Origin of the sequence: Citrobacter freundii complex sp. CFNIH9, assembly GCF_002903305.1 — a bacterium.
In the GTDB taxonomy this organism is placed as follows: Bacteria; Pseudomonadota; Gammaproteobacteria; order Enterobacterales; family Enterobacteriaceae; genus Citrobacter; species Citrobacter portucalensis.
Genome location: NZ_CP026238.1, coordinates 4,799,068 through 4,816,736, shown reverse-complemented (window position 1 = coordinate 4,816,736; position 17,669 = coordinate 4,799,068). Strand labels below are relative to the sequence as shown.

Sequence of the window (17,669 nt, the reverse complement as noted above, 5' to 3'; positions counted from 1 at the left end):
GATGACGCGCGGAAAAATCAATATTCTGGTGGTAGATGACGATATCAGCCACTGCACCATTTTACAGGCGCTGCTGCGCGGCTGGGGTTATGAGGTCGCGCTGGCCTATAGCGGGCGAGCGGCGCTGGAACAGGTGCGCGAACGCGTATTTGATTTAGTGCTGTGTGATGTACGCATGGCGGAGATGGACGGCATCGCAACGCTGAAAGAGATTAAAGCGCTGAATCCGGCGATTCCAGTCTTGATCATGACGGCGTTCTCCAGCGTGGAGACTGCCGTTGAAGCGCTTAAAACCGGGGCGCTGGACTACTTAATCAAGCCGCTGGATTTTGACCGTCTGCAGGAGACGCTGGAAAAGGCGCTGGCGCATACGCGGGAAACGGGCGCTGAACTGCCATCGGCGTCGGCTGCGCAGTTTGGCATGATTGGCAGCAGTCCGGCGATGCAGCAGTTGCTCAACGAAATTGCGATGGTTGCTCCTTCGGATGCGACGGTGCTTATTCACGGAGACTCCGGCACGGGGAAAGAGCTGGTGGCCCGGGCGCTACATGCCAGCAGCGCCCGTCGCGATAAACCGCTGGTGACGCTCAACTGCGCGGCGCTTAATGAATCGCTGCTGGAGTCCGAACTTTTTGGTCACGAGAAAGGGGCGTTTACCGGGGCGGATAAACGGCGGGAAGGTCGCTTTGTGGAAGCCGATGGCGGCACGTTATTTCTTGATGAAATCGGTGATATTTCACCGCTGATGCAGGTGCGTCTGCTGCGGGCTATCCAGGAGCGAGAGGTGCAGCGCGTTGGTAGCAATCAGACTATTGCGGTTGATGTCCGGCTGATCGCCGCTACGCATCGCGATCTAGCAGAGGAAGTCAGTGCCGGGCGCTTTCGTCAGGATCTCTACTATCGCCTGAACGTCGTCACCATTGAAATGCCAGCGCTGTGCCAGCGCCGGGAAGATATTCCGCTGTTAGCCGAACATTTTCTCCAGCGTTTTGCCGCGCGCAACCGCAAAGCGGTGAAAGGCTTTACTCCGCAGGCGATGGATCTGCTGATCCACTACGACTGGCCGGGCAATATTCGTGAGCTGGAAAATGCGATTGAGCGCTCGGTGGTGCTGCTGACGGGGGAATATATTTCCGAACGCGAGCTGCCGATGGCGATTGCCGCGACGCCGATAAAAACGGAATTCAGTGGCGTGATCCAACCGCTGGTGGATGTCGAAAAAGAGGTGATTCTGGCGGCGCTGGAAAAAACGGGCGGCAATAAAACGGAAGCCGCCCGTCAGTTAGGCATTACGCGTAAAACGCTGCTGGCGAAAATTTCGCGTTAGCGTTGCTCGCGTTCAATGGCGCGCCAGCCGATGTCGTTACGGCTGAAGCTGCCATCCCAGCGGATGTCGGTCATCAGGGCGTAAGCGCGTTTCTGCGCTTCAGCCACGGTATGACCCAGGGCGGTGGCGCACAGCACGCGACCACCGCTGGTCAACACACGATCGTCTTCGGCGAGTTTAGTGCCTGCATGGAACACTTTTCCGTCTTCTACTTCTTCCAGCGGCAGACCGTGGATTTCATCTCCGGTGTTGTAGTTACCTGGATAACCTCCGGCAGCAATGACGACACCCAGCGAGGCGCGTTCGTCCCACTCGGAGGTTTTCTCATCCAGCTTGCCGTCGCAAGCGGCCAGGCAAAGCTCCACCAGGTCCGATTTCATGCGTAGCATGATCGGCTGGGTTTCCGGGTCGCCGAAGCGGCAGTTGAACTCGATAACCTTCGGATTGCCCTGTTTGTCGATCATCAGACCCGCGTACAGGAAACCGGTGTAGGTATTCCCTTCCGCCGCCATACCTTTTACGGTTGGCCAAATAATGCGTTCCATGGTGCGCTGATGCACTTCATCAGTTACCACCGGCGCTGGTGAGTAAGCACCCATACCGCCGGTGTTCGGGCCAGTGTCGCCGTTGCCTACGCGTTTGTGGTCCTGGCTGGTGGCCATCGGCAGCACGTGCTCGCCGTCGACCATTACGATAAAGCTCGCTTCTTCGCCGTCGAGGAACTCTTCGATAACGATACGGTGGCCCGCATCGCCAAAAGCGTTACCTGCCAGCATGTCATGAACGGCGGCTTCTGCTTCCTCCAGCGTCATCGCCACGATAACGCCTTTACCGGCGGCCAGGCCGTCAGCTTTGATGACGATCGGCGCGCCTTTCTCACGCAGATAGGCCAACGCTGGCTCAATCTCAGTGAAGTTCTGATATTCCGCCGTCGGGATCTGGTGACGGGCGAGGAAATCTTTGGTGAAGGCTTTGGAGCCTTCCAGCTGTGCAGCGCCTTCGGTTGGCCCGAAGATCTTCAGGCCAGCGGCGCGGAACGCATCGACCACGCCAATCACCAGCGGCGCTTCCGGGCCGACGATGGTCAGGTCAATTTTCTCGTTCTGGGCAAAGCTCAGTAGAGCTGGAATATCGGTGACGCCGATAGCCACGTTCTGCAACGCGGGCTCCAGTGCGGTACCGGCGTTACCCGGTGCGACAAAAACGGTATCAACCAGCGGGGACTGTGCGGCTTTCCAGGCCAGGGCGTGCTCGCGCCCGCCGTTGCCAATCACTAATACTTTCATCGTCTGCTCCGTGGATTAATGGCGGAAGTGGCGCATGTCGGTAAAGATCATCGCGATACCGTGTTCATCGGCAGCGGCAATGACTTCGTCATCACGGATAGAACCACCGGGCTGGATAACGCAGCTCACGCCAACGGCGGCGGCAGCATCAATACCATCGCGGAACGGGAAGAAGGCGTCAGAGGCCATTGCAGAGCCTTTCACTTCCAGACCTTCGTCAGCCGCTTTAATCCCGGCGATTTTTGCGGAGTACACGCGGCTCATCTGGCCTGCGCCTATGCCGATAGTCATGTTCTCTTTGGCATAAACAATGGCGTTGGATTTCACGAACTTGGCGACTTTCCAGCAGAACAGTGCATCGCGCAGCTCTTGCTCGGTCGGCTGACGTTTGGACACCACGCGCAGTTCGCCTTCGCTCACCATCCCCAGATCCCTGTCCTGAACCAGCAAACCGCCGTTAACGCGTTTGAAGTCCAGGCCCGGTACACGTTGTGCCCACTGACCGCAGGTCAGAACGCGAACGTTCTGTTTGGCGGCGGTGATTTTCAGTGCGTCTTCGGTTGCGGACGGAGCGATGATCACTTCCACGAACTGACGGGAGATAATTGCCTGCGCGGTTTCGGCATCCAGTTCGCGGTTGAAAGCGATGATGCCGCCGAACGCGGAGGTCGGGTCGGTTTTATAGGCGCGGTCGTAAGCGTCGAGAATAGAGGTACTTACCGCCACGCCGCACGGGTTAGCGTGCTTAACGATCACACAGGCTGGCTCGCTGAACTCTTTCACGCACTCCAGCGCCGCGTCGGTATCGGCGATGTTGTTGTAGGAAAGCGCTTTGCCCTGTACCTGCTGCGCGGTGGCAACGGATGCTTCTTTAACATTCTCTTCTATATAGAAGGCAGCCTGCTGGTGGCTGTTCTCGCCGTAGCGCATATCCTGCTTCTTAATGAAGTTCAGGTTCAGCGTACGTGGGAAACGACCGGCGGCCTCTTTGCTCTCACCGTGGTAAGCCGGAACCATGCTGCCAAAGTAGTTGGCAATCATGCTGTCGTAGGCGGCGGTGTGTTCGAAGGCTTTAATCGCGAGGTCAAAGCGGGTTTCCAGAGTCAGGGAGCCTTCGTTGGCATCCATCTCTTTAATAATGGCGTCGTAGTCGCTGCTCTTCACAACGATCGCTACGTCTTTATGGTTCTTGGCAGCGGAACGCACCATGGTCGGGCCGCCGATATCAATGTTCTCTACCGCATCTTCCAGCGAGCAGCCTTCGCGTGCCACTGTCTCGGCGAACGGATACAGGTTTACAACCACCATATCGATAGGGGCGATACCGTGCTGTTCCATAATTCCGTCATCCTGACCGCGACGACCAAGAATGCCGCCGTGGACTTTCGGATGCAGGGTCTTCACGCGTCCATCCATCATTTCCGGGAAGCCGGTGTAATCGGAAACTTCGGTCACTGGCAGACCTTTCTCCGCTAACAGGCGCGCAGTGCCACCTGTAGACAGCAACTCCACACCACGTGCGGAAAGTGCCTGAGCGAATTCGATGATACCGGCCTTGTCAGAAACACTGAGCAGAGCGCGGTGGACTGGACGACGTTGTTGCATGGTAAATCCCCTGGATTTGACTATTACAGAGAGCGTTAGGTGAATTCTTGGCTAAAAACTCAGCTAACGCCCCTTACGGGGCATCCTTGTTTTGCGGGGGCATTGTAACGAAAACGTTTGCGCAACGCTCGCGAATTTTTAATTTTCGATTTTGACCTCTTCTTTTTCTGTTGAAGGAGGCTGATATGACGAGAGGATCGTAGAAACGATCGTGTGGTTTGTGGATAACTCTGTGTGTAAATGGGTATAAAGCGGGGTTTCGCTGTGGAATGCAGCAGTCAGTCATTTTTCTGTCATTTAAGGGTTGCGGGCCGCAGGAAACTCCCTATAATGCGCCTCCATCGACACGGCGGATGTGAATCACTTCACACAAACAGCCGGTTCGGTTGAAGAGAAAAACCTGAAAATGAGGGTTGACTCTGAAAGAGGAAAGCGTAATATACGCCACCTCGCGACAGAGCGCTAAAGCGCGTCGCAACTGCTCTTTAACAATTTATCAGACAATCTGTGTGGGCACTCGAAGATACGGATTCTTAACGTCGCAAGACGAAAAATGAATACCAAGTCTCAACGAGTGAACACGTAATTCATTACGAAGTTTAATTCATTGAGCATCAAACTTTTAAATTGAAGAGTTTGATCATGGCTCAGATTGAACGCTGGCGGCAGGCCTAACACATGCAAGTCGAACGGTAGCACAGAGGAGCTTGCTCCTTGGGTGACGAGTGGCGGACGGGTGAGTAATGTCTGGGAAACTGCCCGATGGAGGGGGATAACTACTGGAAACGGTAGCTAATACCGCATAACGTCGCAAGACCAAAGAGGGGGACCTTCGGGCCTCTTGCCATCGGATGTGCCCAGATGGGATTAGCTAGTAGGTGGGGTAACGGCTCACCTAGGCGACGATCCCTAGCTGGTCTGAGAGGATGACCAGCCACACTGGAACTGAGACACGGTCCAGACTCCTACGGGAGGCAGCAGTGGGGAATATTGCACAATGGGCGCAAGCCTGATGCAGCCATGCCGCGTGTATGAAGAAGGCCTTCGGGTTGTAAAGTACTTTCAGCGAGGAGGAAGGCGTTGTGGTTAATAACCGCAGCGATTGACGTTACTCGCAGAAGAAGCACCGGCTAACTCCGTGCCAGCAGCCGCGGTAATACGGAGGGTGCAAGCGTTAATCGGAATTACTGGGCGTAAAGCGCACGCAGGCGGTCTGTCAAGTCGGATGTGAAATCCCCGGGCTCAACCTGGGAACTGCATCCGAAACTGGCAGGCTAGAGTCTTGTAGAGGGGGGTAGAATTCCAGGTGTAGCGGTGAAATGCGTAGAGATCTGGAGGAATACCGGTGGCGAAGGCGGCCCCCTGGACAAAGACTGACGCTCAGGTGCGAAAGCGTGGGGAGCAAACAGGATTAGATACCCTGGTAGTCCACGCCGTAAACGATGTCGACTTGGAGGTTGTGCCCTTGAGGCGTGGCTTCCGGAGCTAACGCGTTAAGTCGACCGCCTGGGGAGTACGGCCGCAAGGTTAAAACTCAAATGAATTGACGGGGGCCCGCACAAGCGGTGGAGCATGTGGTTTAATTCGATGCAACGCGAAGAACCTTACCTACTCTTGACATCCAGAGAACTTAGCAGAGATGCTTTGGTGCCTTCGGGAACTCTGAGACAGGTGCTGCATGGCTGTCGTCAGCTCGTGTTGTGAAATGTTGGGTTAAGTCCCGCAACGAGCGCAACCCTTATCCTTTGTTGCCAGCGGTTAGGCCGGGAACTCAAAGGAGACTGCCAGTGATAAACTGGAGGAAGGTGGGGATGACGTCAAGTCATCATGGCCCTTACGAGTAGGGCTACACACGTGCTACAATGGCATATACAAAGAGAAGCGACCTCGCGAGAGCAAGCGGACCTCATAAAGTATGTCGTAGTCCGGATTGGAGTCTGCAACTCGACTCCATGAAGTCGGAATCGCTAGTAATCGTGGATCAGAATGCCACGGTGAATACGTTCCCGGGCCTTGTACACACCGCCCGTCACACCATGGGAGTGGGTTGCAAAAGAAGTAGGTAGCTTAACCTTCGGGAGGGCGCTTACCACTTTGTGATTCATGACTGGGGTGAAGTCGTAACAAGGTAACCGTAGGGGAACCTGCGGTTGGATCACCTCCTTACCTTAAAGAACCGACCTTTGCAGTGCTCACACAGATTGTCTGATGAATGATGAACTTCTGAATGTACTTTCGAGTGCATTAAGAAGTTTTGCTCTTTAAAAATCTGGATCAAGCTGAAAATTGAAACGACACACTGTTTCATTTCTCCGTAATAAGAAATGAAAAGCGGTGTGTTCGAGTCTCTCAAATTTTTGCAAGTCGATGATGAATCGAAAGAAACATCTTCGGGTTGTGAGGTTAAGCGACTAAGCGTACACGGTGGATGCCCTGGCAGTCAGAGGCGATGAAGGACGTGCTAATCTGCGATAAGCGTCGGTAAGGTGATATGAACCGTTATAACCGGCGATTTCCGAATGGGGAAACCCAGTGTGTTTCGACACACTATCATTACGTGAATACATAGCGTAATGAAGCGAACCGGGGGAACTGAAACATCTAAGTACCCCGAGGAAAAGAAATCAACCGAGATTCCCCCAGTAGCGGCGAGCGAACGGGGAGCAGCCCAGAGTCTGAATCAGCATGTGTGTTAGTGGAAGCGTCTGGAAAGTCGCACGATACAGGGTGAAAGTCCCGTACACAAAAGTGCATGTGTTGTGAACTCGAAGAGTAGGGCGGGACACGTGGTATCCTGTCTGAATATGGGGGGACCATCCTCCAAGGCTAAATACTCCTGACTGACCGATAGTGAACCAGTACCGTGAGGGAAAGGCGAAAAGAACCCCGGCGAGGGGAGTGAAAAAGAACCTGAAACCGTGTACGTACAAGCAGTGGGAGCACCCTTTGGGGTGTGACTGCGTACCTTTTGTATAATGGGTCAGCGACTTATATTCTGTAGCAAGGTTAACCGAATAGGGGAGCCGAAGGGAAACCGAGTCTTAACTGGGCGTTAAGTTGCAGGGTATAGACCCGAAACCCGGTGATCTAGCCATGGGCAGGTTGAAGGTTGGGTAACACTAACTGGAGGACCGAACCGACTAATGTTGAAAAATTAGCGGATGACTTGTGGCTGGGGGTGAAAGGCCAATCAAACCGGGAGATAGCTGGTTCTCCCCGAAAGCTATTTAGGTAGCGCCTCGTGAATTCATCTTCGGGGGTAGAGCACTGTTTCGGCTAGGGGGTCATCCCGACTTACCAACCCGATGCAAACTGCGAATACCGAAGAATGTTATCACGGGAGACACACGGCGGGTGCTAACGTCCGTCGTGAAGAGGGAAACAACCCAGACCGCCAGCTAAGGTCCCAAAGTCATGGTTAAGTGGGAAACGATGTGGGAAGGCACAGACAGCCAGGATGTTGGCTTAGAAGCAGCCATCATTTAAAGAAAGCGTAATAGCTCACTGGTCGAGTCGGCCTGCGCGGAAGATGTAACGGGGCTAAACCATGCACCGAAGCTGCGGCAGCGACACTATGTGTTGTTGGGTAGGGGAGCGTTCTGTAAGCCGTTGAAGGTGTGTCGTGAGGCATGCTGGAGGTATCAGAAGTGCGAATGCTGACATAAGTAACGATAATGCGGGTGAAAAACCCGCACGCCGGAAGACCAAGGGTTCCTGTCCAACGTTAATCGGGGCAGGGTGAGTCGACCCCTAAGGCGAGGCCGAAAGGCGTAGTCGATGGGAAACAGGTTAATATTCCTGTACTTGGTGTTACTGCGAAGGGGGGACGGAGAAGGCTATGTTAGCCGGGCGACGGTTGTCCCGGTTTAAGCATGTAGGCGGAGGTTCCAGGTAAATCCGGTACCTTTTAACGCTGAGGTGTGATGACGAGGCACTACGGTGCTGAAGTAACAAATGCCCTGCTTCCAGGAAAAGCCTCTAAGCATCAGGTAACACGAAATCGTACCCCAAACCGACACAGGTGGTCAGGTAGAGAATACCAAGGCGCTTGAGAGAACTCGGGTGAAGGAACTAGGCAAAATGGTGCCGTAACTTCGGGAGAAGGCACGCTGATATGTAGGTGAAGTGGTTTACCCATGGAGCTGAAATCAGTCGAAGATACCAGCTGGCTGCAACTGTTTATTAAAAACACAGCACTGTGCAAACACGAAAGTGGACGTATACGGTGTGACGCCTGCCCGGTGCCGGAAGGTTAATTGATGGGGTTATCCGTAAGGAGAAGCTCTTGATCGAAGCCCCGGTAAACGGCGGCCGTAACTATAACGGTCCTAAGGTAGCGAAATTCCTTGTCGGGTAAGTTCCGACCTGCACGAATGGCGTAATGATGGCCAGGCTGTCTCCACCCGAGACTCAGTGAAATTGAACTCGCTGTGAAGATGCAGTGTACCCGCGGCAAGACGGAAAGACCCCGTGAACCTTTACTATAGCTTGACACTGAACACTGGTCCTTGATGTGTAGGATAGGTGGGAGGCTTTGAAGTGTGGACGCCAGTCTGCATGGAGCCATCCTTGAAATACCACCCTTTAATGGCTGGTGTTCTAACGTAGACCCGTAATCCGGGTTGCGGACAGTGTCTGGTGGGTAGTTTGACTGGGGCGGTCTCCTCCTAAAGAGTAACGGAGGAGCACGAAGGTTAGCTAATCCTGGTCGGACATCAGGAGGTTAGTGCAAAGGCATAAGCTAGCTTGACTGCGAGAGTGACGGCTCGAGCAGGTGCGAAAGCAGGTCTTAGTGATCCGGTGGTTCTGAATGGAAGGGCCATCGCTCAACGGATAAAAGGTACTCCGGGGATAACAGGCTGATACCGCCCAAGAGTTCATATCGACGGCGGTGTTTGGCACCTCGATGTCGGCTCATCACATCCTGGGGCTGAAGTAGGTCCCAAGGGTATGGCTGTTCGCCATTTAAAGTGGTACGCGAGCTGGGTTTAGAACGTCGTGAGACAGTTCGGTCCCTATCTGCCGTGGGCGCTGGAGAATTGAGGGGGGCTGCTCCTAGTACGAGAGGACCGGAGTGGACGCATCACTGGTGTTCGGGTTGTCATGCCAATGGCATTGCCCGGTAGCTAAATGCGGAAGAGATAAGTGCTGAAAGCATCTAAGCACGAAACTTGCCCCGAGATGAGTTCTCCCTGACCCTTTAAGGGTCCTGAAGGAACGTTAAAGACGATGACGTTGATAGGTCGGGTGTGTAAGTGTAGCGATACATTGAGCTAACCGATACTAATGAACCGTGAGGCTTAACCTTACAACGCCGAAGATGTTTTGGCGAAGAGACAGATTTTCAGCCTGATACAGATAACATCGACATGCAAAAGCGTGTTGATAAACAGAATTTGCCTGGCGGCTGTAGCGCGGTGGTCCCACCTGACCCCATGCCGAACTCAGAAGTGAAACGCCGTAGCGCCGATGGTAGTGTGGGGTCTCCCCATGCGAGAGTAGGGAACTGCCAGGCATTAATTTAGTGAAGAAGCCCATCCTGCCGGATGGGCTTTTTTGCGTCTGTGCGGAATGAAAACCGCCGGATGCGGCGTGCCGCCTTATCCGGCCTACAGGGGCCGGGCTGAACGTATTTTGTAGGCCTGATAAGCGCAGCGCATCAGGCAACACGTCTGCATACTGCCGGATGCGGCGTGCCGCCTTATCCGGCCTACAGAGGCCGGGCTGAACGTATTTTGTAGGCCTGATAAGCGCAGCGCATCAGGCAACGCGGCGGTACATTGCCGGATGCGGCGTGTCGCCTTATCCGGCCTACAAAAGCTAGTCCTGCTACCCGCGTACGAGGTTGAGTAACGGGTACGGTCGTCCGAGATCGTCCACCTCTGTACGTCCCGTCACGCTAAATCCCATCTTCTTATAGAATCCAACCGCCTGCTCATTCTGCTCGTTAACGTTGGTTGTTAGCGTTGAACTCATTGATAAAGCATGTTCAATCAGCAGTTTACCAACGCCACTACCACGCACATCCGGATCGACAAACAAAGCATCTATATGCTGGTCGGTCAGGAGCATAAAGGCGACGGGCTCATCTTGTTCTGTCACTGCAACCCACAGAGGGGCTTCTGGTAAAAATGAACGTACCAGCTCCTCCAGCTCAATCCGATAATCCGCAGAGAGGAAATGGTGCGTGGCATCTACTGAGCGACACCAAATAGAAACTAACTTATCTCCTTCGTCCTGACGCGAACGACGAATGGTAAGGTTCATAGCATTCTCCTTTTTTTCTTTACTGCACTATTCTACAGCAAGGAGCCGTGAAACTTTCTCAACTTGAGGATGCAGGCTCGACATTCGCATGATTCCTGGGTATCTTCAGCTATCTGGATGTCTAAACGTTTAAACGTATGTTGTGAGGTTATCAGGTTATGCCAATTCGCGTGCAGGACGAGCTACCCGCCGTCAATTTTTTGCGTGAGGAAAACGTCTTCGTGATGACGACATCCCGCGCTTCCGGTCAGGAAATTCGTCCACTGAAGGTGCTCATCCTTAACCTGATGCCCAAGAAGATTGAAACGGAAAACCAGTTCCTGCGCTTACTGTCTAACTCACCGCTGCAGGTAGATGTTCAGCTATTGCGCATCGATGCCCGCGAGTCACGCAACACCCCAACGGAGCATCTGAATAACTTCTACTGTAATTTCGAGGATATCTGCGATCAGAACTTTGACGGATTGATCGTGACCGGCGCACCGTTGGGCCTGGTTGAATTTAATGATGTGGCTTACTGGCCGCAGATTAAGCAAGTGCTTGAATGGGCCAAAGATCACGTTACCTCGACGTTATTTGTCTGTTGGGCGGTGCAGGCCGCGTTGAATATCCTGTACGGAATTCCCAAGCAAACCCGCACGGACAAACTCTCAGGCGTCTATGAGCACCATATTCTGCACCCTCATGCGCTACTGACGCGTGGATTCGATGATGCGTTCCTGGCCCCGCATTCGCGCTATGCTGATTTCCCTGCAGCGCTTATCCGCGACTACACCGATCTCGAGATCTTTGCTGAAACCGAAGAGGGAGATGCCTACCTGTTTGCCAGCAAAGACAAACGTATCGCCTTCGTGACGGGTCATCCTGAGTACGACGACCATACACTCGGCAGCGAATATTTTCGTGATGTCGAAGCGGGCTTATCGCCGGAAGTACCCTATAACTATTTCCCGAAAGATGACCCGCAAAACAAACCGCGGGCAACCTGGCGTAGCCACGGTAATCTGTTGTTTACCAACTGGCTCAACTATTACGTCTACCAGATCACGCCATATGATCTGCGTCACATGAATCCAACGCTGGATTAATCTTCTGTAGCAGACGATCCTTAAGCGTTTCAGCATATTGAATCAGGCACCTTCGGGTGCCTTTTTTATTTCCGAAACGCACCTCATCGTGTAATTAAATTTTATTTATATTGTTATCAATAGGTTAATTGATAATTAAATTAAAAATGGAAATTGTTTTTGATTTTGAGATTTAAATGAGTAGTCTTAGTTGTGCTGAACGAAAAGCGCACAACGATCCTTCGTTCGCATTGGGGATGTGTTTGGATCAATGACGAGGAACTACGCAATGAATCAACAGGCAACGACAACCGATGAACTGGTCTTCACCAGGCCGCGTGGCGAACAGGAACAGCAAATTCTGACCGCTGAAGCAGTGGAGTTTCTGACTGAACTGGTGACAAGATTTACGCCAAAGCGGAATAAACTTCTGGCTGCACGTATCCAGCAGCAGCAGGATATTGATGACGGTAAGTTGCCTGATTTTATTTCGGAAACAGCTTCCATTCGTGAAGGTGGCTGGAAAATTCGCGGAATTCCTGATGATTTACTGGATCGCCGCGTAGAGATCACCGGACCCGTTGAGCGCAAGATGGTCATCAACGCGCTGAACGCGAACGTCAAAGTCTTTATGGCTGACTTCGAAGATTCACTGGCTCCTGAGTGGAGCAAAGTTATCGACGGGCAGATCAACCTGCGCGATGCGGTCAATGGCACCATTAGCTACACCAACGAAACGGGTAAAATTTATCAGCTCAAGCCTAATCCGGCTCTGTTGGTATGTCGCGTTCGTGGTCTGCATCTGCCGGAAAAACACGTCACCTGGCGTGGCGAATCTATCCCGGGCAGCCTGTTCGACTTTGCCCTCTATTTCTTCCACAACTACAAAACGTTGCTGGCGAAAGGCAGCGGCCCTTATTTCTATCTGCCAAAAACGCAGGCCTGGCAAGAAGCGGCATGGTGGAGCGAAGTGTTCAGCTATGCAGAAGACCGCTTTAACCTGCCGCGCGGCACCATTAAAGCGACCCTGCTGATTGAAACGCTGCCTGCCGTCTTCCAGATGGACGAAATTCTGCACGCCCTGCGTGACCACATTGTGGGCCTGAACTGCGGTCGCTGGGACTACATTTTTAGCTATATCAAAACACTGAAGAACCACCCGGATCGCGTGCTGCCGGACCGCCAGGTGGTGACGATGGATAAACCATTCCTCAGCGCCTATTCGCGTCTGCTGATTAAAACCTGTCATAAACGTGGCGCATTCGCGATGGGCGGCATGGCAGCGTTCATTCCCAGCAAAGATGCGGAACGTAACAACCAGGTTCTGACCAAGGTAAAAGCGGACAAAGCACTGGAAGCAAATAACGGTCATGACGGCACATGGATTGCCCATCCGGGACTGGCAGATACCGCCATGGCGGTGTTCAACGACGTACTCGGTGAAAACAAAAATCAGCTGTTCGTGACCCGTGAAGAAGATGCCCCGATTACCGCAGAGCAACTGCTGGCACCTTGTGAAGGTGAGCGTACCGAAGAAGGCATGCGCGCCAATATCCGTGTCGCGGTGCAGTACATCGAAGCGTGGATCTCCGGTAACGGCTGCGTACCGATTTACGGTCTGATGGAAGACGCGGCCACCGCCGAAATCTCCCGTACCTCCATCTGGCAGTGGATCCACCACGAGAAGACGCTCAGCAACGGCAAGCCGGTTACCAAACCGCTGTTCCGTCAGATGCTGGCCGAAGAGATGCTGGTGATTCAGGACGAGCTGGGCGAACACCGCTACAGCAGCGGGCGTTTTGACGATGCCGCGCGCCTGATGGAGCAAATCACTACCTCTGATGAACTGATCGATTTCTTGACCCTGCCAGGCTACCGCCTGCTGGCGTAATCCACCACATAACAATATGGAGCATCTGCACATGAAAACCCGTACTCAACAAATCGAAGAATTACAGAAAGAATGGACTCAACCGCGCTGGGAAGGCATCACCCGTCCATATAGCGCGGAGGAAGTGGTGAAATTACGTGGCTCGGTCAACCCGGAATGCACGTTGGCGCAGCTTGGCGCGGCGAAAATGTGGCGTCTGCTGCACGGCGAATCGAAGAAAGGTTATATCAACAGCCTCGGCGCGCTGACCGGCGGTCAGGCGCTGCAGCAGGCGAAAGCCGGTATTGAAGCGGTCTACCTTTCAGGCTGGCAGGTGGCGGCAGATGCCAACCTGGCATCCAGCATGTACCCGGACCAATCGCTGTATCCGGCGAACTCCGTCCCGGCGGTGGTGGATCGGATCAACAACACATTCCGTCGTGCCGATCAGATCCAATGGTCAACCGGTATTGAGCCGAACGATCCTCGCTATGTCGATTACTTCCTGCCGATCGTTGCCGATGCGGAAGCAGGGTTTGGCGGCGTACTGAACGCGTTTGAACTGATGAAATCGATGATTGAGGCTGGTGCAGCGGCCGTTCACTTCGAAGATCAGCTCGCATCAGTGAAAAAATGTGGTCACATGGGCGGCAAAGTGCTGGTTCCGACGCAGGAAGCTATCCAGAAACTGGTGGCCGCCCGTCTGGCAGCCGACGTCATGGGTGTGCCGACGCTGGTGATTGCACGTACCGATGCTGACGCAGCCGATCTGATTACGTCTGATTGCGACCCATACGACAGCGAGTTCATCACTGGCGAACGTACCAGCGAAGGGTTCTACCGTACGCATGCGGGTATTGAGCAGGCGATCAGCCGTGGTCTGGCCTACGCACCGTATGCGGATCTGGTGTGGTGTGAAACCTCCACGCCGGACCTTGAGCTGGCGAAGCGCTTTGCCGATGCGATCCACGCGAAATACCCTGGCAAACTGCTGGCTTACAACTGTTCGCCGTCGTTTAACTGGCAGAAAAACCTGGATGACAAAACTATCGCCAGCTTCCAGCAGCAGCTGTCGGATATGGGTTACAAATACCAGTTCATTACCCTGGCGGGTATCCACAGCATGTGGTTCAACATGTTCGACCTCGCGCACTCCTATGCGCAGGGTGAAGGCATGCGCCATTATGTTGAGAAGGTTCAGCAGCCAGAATTTGCGGCAGCTAAAGACGGTTACACCTTCGTCTCCCATCAGCAGGAAGTGGGCACAGGTTACTTCGACAAAGTCACCACCATCATTCAGGGCGGAGCTTCCTCGGTGACCGCGCTGACCGGCTCGACCGAAGAATCGCAGTTTTGATTAATGCCCGGTGGCGCTGCGCTTACCGGGCCTACGAAGGGATGTAGGCCGGATAAGCGAACGCGCCATCCGGCATGACGTTGTGCCGGATGGGAGACATTGATGACGCGTGGCCTGGAATTACTGATTGCTCAGACTATCTTGCAAGGTTTCGACGCCCAGTACGGGCGTTTTCTGGAAGTCACCTCCGGCGCGCAGCAGCGTTTTGAACATGCCGACTGGCATGCGGTTCAGCAGGCGATGAAAAGCCGTATTCACCTTTACGATCATCACGTGGGTCTGGTGGTGGAGCAGTTGCGCTGCATTACTGACGGCAAAAGTACCGACGCGGATTTTTTACTTCGCGTGAAAGAGCATTACACCCGGCTACTGCCGGATTACCCGCGCTTCGAGATTGCGGAGAGTTTCTTTAACTCCGTTTACTGTCGGTTATTTGACCACCGCTCGCTGACTCCCGAGCGGCTGTTTATTTTCAGTTCTCAGCCAGAGCGCCGTTTTCGCACGATCCCCCGCCCGCTGGCGAAAGACTTTTTTCCGGATACCGGCTGGGAGTGGCTGCTGACGCGCGTCCTTAGCGATCTGCCCCTGCGTCTGCCGTGGCAGAACAAACATCGTGATATCCACTACATCATCGAACACCTGACCGAAACCCTGGGAGCGGATGTGTTGTCGGGCTGCCATTTACAGGTGGCGAACGAACTGTTTTATCGCAACAAGGCCGCCTGGCTGGTCGGTAAGCTGATTACTCCTTCGGGGACGCTACCGTTTTTACTGCCAATCCACCGGACTGATGAAGGCGAATTGTTTGTCGATACCTGTCTGACCACGACGGCGGAGGCGAGCATTGTGTTTGGCTTCGCCCGCTCCTATTTTATGGTTTACGCCCCTTTGCCCGCGGCGCTGGTGGAGTGGCTGCGCGAGATCCTGCCCGGTAAAACCACCGCCGAACTGTACATGGCGATTGGCTGTCAGAAACACGCGAAGACCGAAAGTTACCGCGAATATCTGCTCTATCTTGCCCATTGCGATGAGCAGTTTATTGAAGCGCCGGGGATCCGCGGCATGGTGATGTTGGTGTTTACGTTGCCGGGTTTTGACCGGGTGTTTAAAATCATCAAAGACAAATTTGCCCCGCAAAAAGAGATGTCTGCCGCCCACGTCCGCGCCTGCTATCAACTGGTCAAAGAACACGATCGTGTTGGGCGGATGGCTGACACCCAGGAATTCGAGAATTTTGTGCTGGAGAAACGGCAAATCGATCCGGCGCTGATGGCGCTGTTATTGCAGGAAGCCCCGGAAAAAATTACCGATCTCGGCGATCAGATTGTCATTCGCCATCTGTATATCGAACGACGGATGGTGCCGCTGAATATCTGGCTGGAGCAGGTCGAAGGTCAGCAACTGCGCGATGCCATTGAAGAGTACGGCAACGCCATTCGTCAGCTGGCCGCCGCCAATATTTTCCCCGGTGATATGCTATTTAAGAACTTCGGCGTGACCCGTCACGGGCGTGTGGTGTTCTACGATTACGATGAAATCTGCTACATGACGGAGGTGAATTTCCGCCATATCCCGCCGCCACGCTACCCGGAAGATGAGATGAGCGCTGAGCCGTGGTACAGCGTATCGCCGGGAGATGTCTTCCCGGAAGAATTTCGTCACTGGCTATGTGCCGACCCGCGTATAGGGCCGCTATTTGAAGAGATGCACGCTGACCTGTTCAGCGCTGACTACTGGCGCGGCCTACAGACGCGCATCAAAAACGGTCACGTGGAAGATGTTTACGCCTACCGACGTCGGCAGCGGTTCAGCGTGCGTTATGAAACCGACCGTAGGCCGGATAAGGCACTTGCGCCGCCATCCGGCAATGTGCGCCGTGCCTGATGCGCTACGCTTATCAGGCCTACAAATCTGCCCTAACCCTGGATAGCAGGCCGGGTAAGGCGTAGCCGCCACCCGGCAACCCCATCTTAGCGAAATCCGCCGTACGCCAGCGTTACTTCTTTCGCCGCTTTGATCGCCATGGCGCCAAACTCGGTCACGCGATCGTCGGTAATACGCGAAATGGGTCCGGAAATGGAAATCGCAGCGAACGGCTCGCGGTGCTCGTCATAAATGCACGACGCCACGCAGCGCAGACCCAGCGCATGTTCCTCATCATCAAAGGAATAGCCGCGCTTGCGCGTCTGGGCCAAATCCTCTTTCAGATGCACTGGCGACACCAGCGTGGCGTGTGTATAAGCATGCAGGCCTTTGCGGTGCAGCAGGCCAGTCACTTGTTCTTCGCTCAGTTGGGATAAAAACGCTTTACCCGCACCGGAGGCGTGCATCGGCAGCTTGCCGCCGATAGGCGCGGACATGCGCATCAGTTGGGTGCACTGCACCTGGTCGATAATAATGGCCTGATGATCGCTTTGATCCAGCACGGCCAGGTTTACCGTCTCACCGGAATCTTCCATCAGCTTGCGCAGGATCGGATGGACAATCGCCAGCAGATTACGGCTTTGCAAAAAGCTGCTGCCGACGATGAACGCATGCGCACCTACGGCCCAGTGGCCTAATTCACCCACCTGACGGACAAAACCCTGCTGCTGCATGGTGGTCAGCAAACGGTGAGTCGTGGAGTTTGGCAGGCCAGCCTGCTGCGCCAGCTCGGTCAGCGCCACGCTGCCGTTGGATTCCGCAATCCACTCCAGCAGCTTCAGACCGCGGGTCAGAGACTGAACCTGCCCGGTTGCAGGCGCAGTAGCAGCGGCGGGTTTTCTACCGCGTTTCGCGGGGACAGTGGCTACCATGGCAGACTCCTTTTCTGTATCGTGGAAATTATTTTCGTTTTATTCAATTATAATGCAAGAATTCCTGTACTGATCGGATGAGTGAAGCTGAACAT

The 17,669-nt window shown here is 54.0% G+C and carries 9 protein-coding genes and 3 rRNA genes; 8 read left to right on the top strand and 4 right to left on the bottom strand.

Annotated features, from left to right (window positions below; translation table 11 throughout):
* Position 1: 1 nt before the first annotated feature.
* A complete protein-coding gene (gene zraR, locus C2U43_RS24290) occupies positions 2-1,327 on the top strand; it encodes a sigma-54-dependent response regulator transcription factor ZraR (RefSeq protein WP_103285906.1) in 1,326 nt (441 codons plus the stop codon).
* Here the strand turns inward: zraR and purD are convergent.
* A complete protein-coding gene (gene purD / locus C2U43_RS24285) occupies positions 1,324-2,613 on the bottom strand; it encodes a phosphoribosylamine--glycine ligase (protein WP_048227505.1) in 1,290 nt (429 codons plus the stop codon). The two genes, zraR and purD, sit on opposite strands and share 4 nt — an antisense overlap.
* A 15-nt stretch (positions 2,614-2,628) precedes the next feature.
* Positions 2,629-4,218, bottom strand: a complete 1,590-nt coding sequence (purH, locus tag C2U43_RS24280) for a bifunctional phosphoribosylaminoimidazolecarboxamide formyltransferase/IMP cyclohydrolase (RefSeq protein WP_103015398.1) — start codon at positions 4,216-4,218, stop codon at positions 2,629-2,631.
* A 624-nt stretch (positions 4,219-4,842) separates the two neighbouring features.
* Here purH and C2U43_RS24265 point away from each other — a divergent pair.
* The 3 genes from C2U43_RS24265 to rrf all read left to right on the top strand — a co-directional run bounded on the left by C2U43_RS24265 (position 4,843) and on the right by rrf (position 9,733).
* Positions 4,843-6,384, top strand: a 16S ribosomal RNA gene (locus C2U43_RS24265).
* Positions 6,385-6,619: 235 nt separating this feature from the next.
* Positions 6,620-9,526 (top strand): 23S ribosomal RNA (locus C2U43_RS24260).
* A 91-nt stretch (positions 9,527-9,617) separates the two neighbouring features.
* Positions 9,618-9,733: ribosomal RNA gene (gene rrf / locus C2U43_RS24255) — 5S ribosomal RNA — on the top strand.
* The 16S, 23S and 5S rRNA genes sit together here, the layout of an rRNA operon.
* 314 nt (positions 9,734-10,047) lie before the next feature.
* Here the strand turns inward: rrf and C2U43_RS24250 are convergent.
* Positions 10,048-10,485 (bottom strand): acetyltransferase, encoded by a 438-nt coding sequence (locus tag C2U43_RS24250; RefSeq protein WP_003826501.1) that lies wholly within the window; start codon positions 10,483-10,485, stop codon positions 10,048-10,050.
* A 158-nt stretch (positions 10,486-10,643) separates the two neighbouring features.
* Between C2U43_RS24250 and metA the strand changes: the two genes are divergently transcribed.
* From metA to aceK, 4 genes are all read left to right on the top strand, one after another.
* Positions 10,644-11,573: a homoserine O-acetyltransferase MetA gene (gene metA / locus C2U43_RS24245; protein WP_003826503.1), complete on the top strand. Its 930-nt coding sequence runs from the start codon at positions 10,644-10,646 to the stop codon at positions 11,571-11,573.
* Between the two features lie 268 nt (positions 11,574-11,841).
* Entirely contained in the window at positions 11,842-13,443 is a 1,602-nt protein-coding gene (gene aceB / locus C2U43_RS24240) for a malate synthase A (RefSeq protein WP_103285905.1), read from the top strand.
* A 31-nt stretch (positions 13,444-13,474) separates the two neighbouring features.
* A complete protein-coding gene (gene aceA, locus C2U43_RS24235; protein ID WP_003826506.1) occupies positions 13,475-14,779 on the top strand; it encodes an isocitrate lyase in 1,305 nt (434 codons plus the stop codon).
* A gap of 102 nt (positions 14,780-14,881) precedes the next feature.
* Positions 14,882-16,663 carry a bifunctional isocitrate dehydrogenase kinase/phosphatase gene (gene aceK / locus C2U43_RS24230; RefSeq protein ID WP_003826508.1) on the top strand — a complete coding sequence of 594 codons (1,782 nt, stop codon included), beginning with the start codon at positions 14,882-14,884 and terminating at the stop codon, positions 16,661-16,663.
* A gap of 86 nt (positions 16,664-16,749) precedes the next feature.
* On the opposite strand, the gene iclR is transcribed toward aceK, so the two are convergent.
* On the bottom strand, positions 16,750-17,574 hold the full coding sequence (gene iclR / locus C2U43_RS24225; RefSeq protein WP_003826510.1) for a glyoxylate bypass operon transcriptional repressor IclR: 825 nt from the start codon (positions 17,572-17,574) through the stop codon (positions 16,750-16,752).
* Between the last annotated feature and the right edge of the window lie 95 nt (positions 17,575-17,669).

Bases quoted from the DNA above. Each gene is read 5' to 3' on its own strand.
- aceB (WP_103285905.1), top strand. From the start codon at position 11,842: ATGAATCAACAGGCAACGACAACCGATGAACTGGTCTTCACCAGGCCG.
- aceK (WP_003826508.1), top strand. From the start codon at position 14,882: ATGACGCGTGGCCTGGAATTACTGATTGCTCAGACTATCTTGCAAGGT.
- purD (WP_048227505.1), bottom strand. From the start codon at position 2,613: ATGAAAGTATTAGTGATTGGCAACGGCGGGCGCGAGCACGCCCTGGCC.
- aceA (WP_003826506.1), top strand. From the start codon at position 13,475: ATGAAAACCCGTACTCAACAAATCGAAGAATTACAGAAAGAATGGACT.
- iclR (WP_003826510.1), bottom strand. From the start codon at position 17,574: ATGGTAGCCACTGTCCCCGCGAAACGCGGTAGAAAACCCGCCGCTGCT.
- metA (WP_003826503.1), top strand. From the start codon at position 10,644: ATGCCAATTCGCGTGCAGGACGAGCTACCCGCCGTCAATTTTTTGCGT.
- zraR (WP_103285906.1), top strand. From the start codon at position 2: ATGACGCGCGGAAAAATCAATATTCTGGTGGTAGATGACGATATCAGC.
- C2U43_RS24250 (WP_003826501.1), bottom strand. From the start codon at position 10,485: ATGAACCTTACCATTCGTCGTTCGCGTCAGGACGAAGGAGATAAGTTA.
- purH (WP_103015398.1), bottom strand. From the start codon at position 4,218: ATGCAACAACGTCGTCCAGTCCACCGCGCTCTGCTCAGTGTTTCTGAC.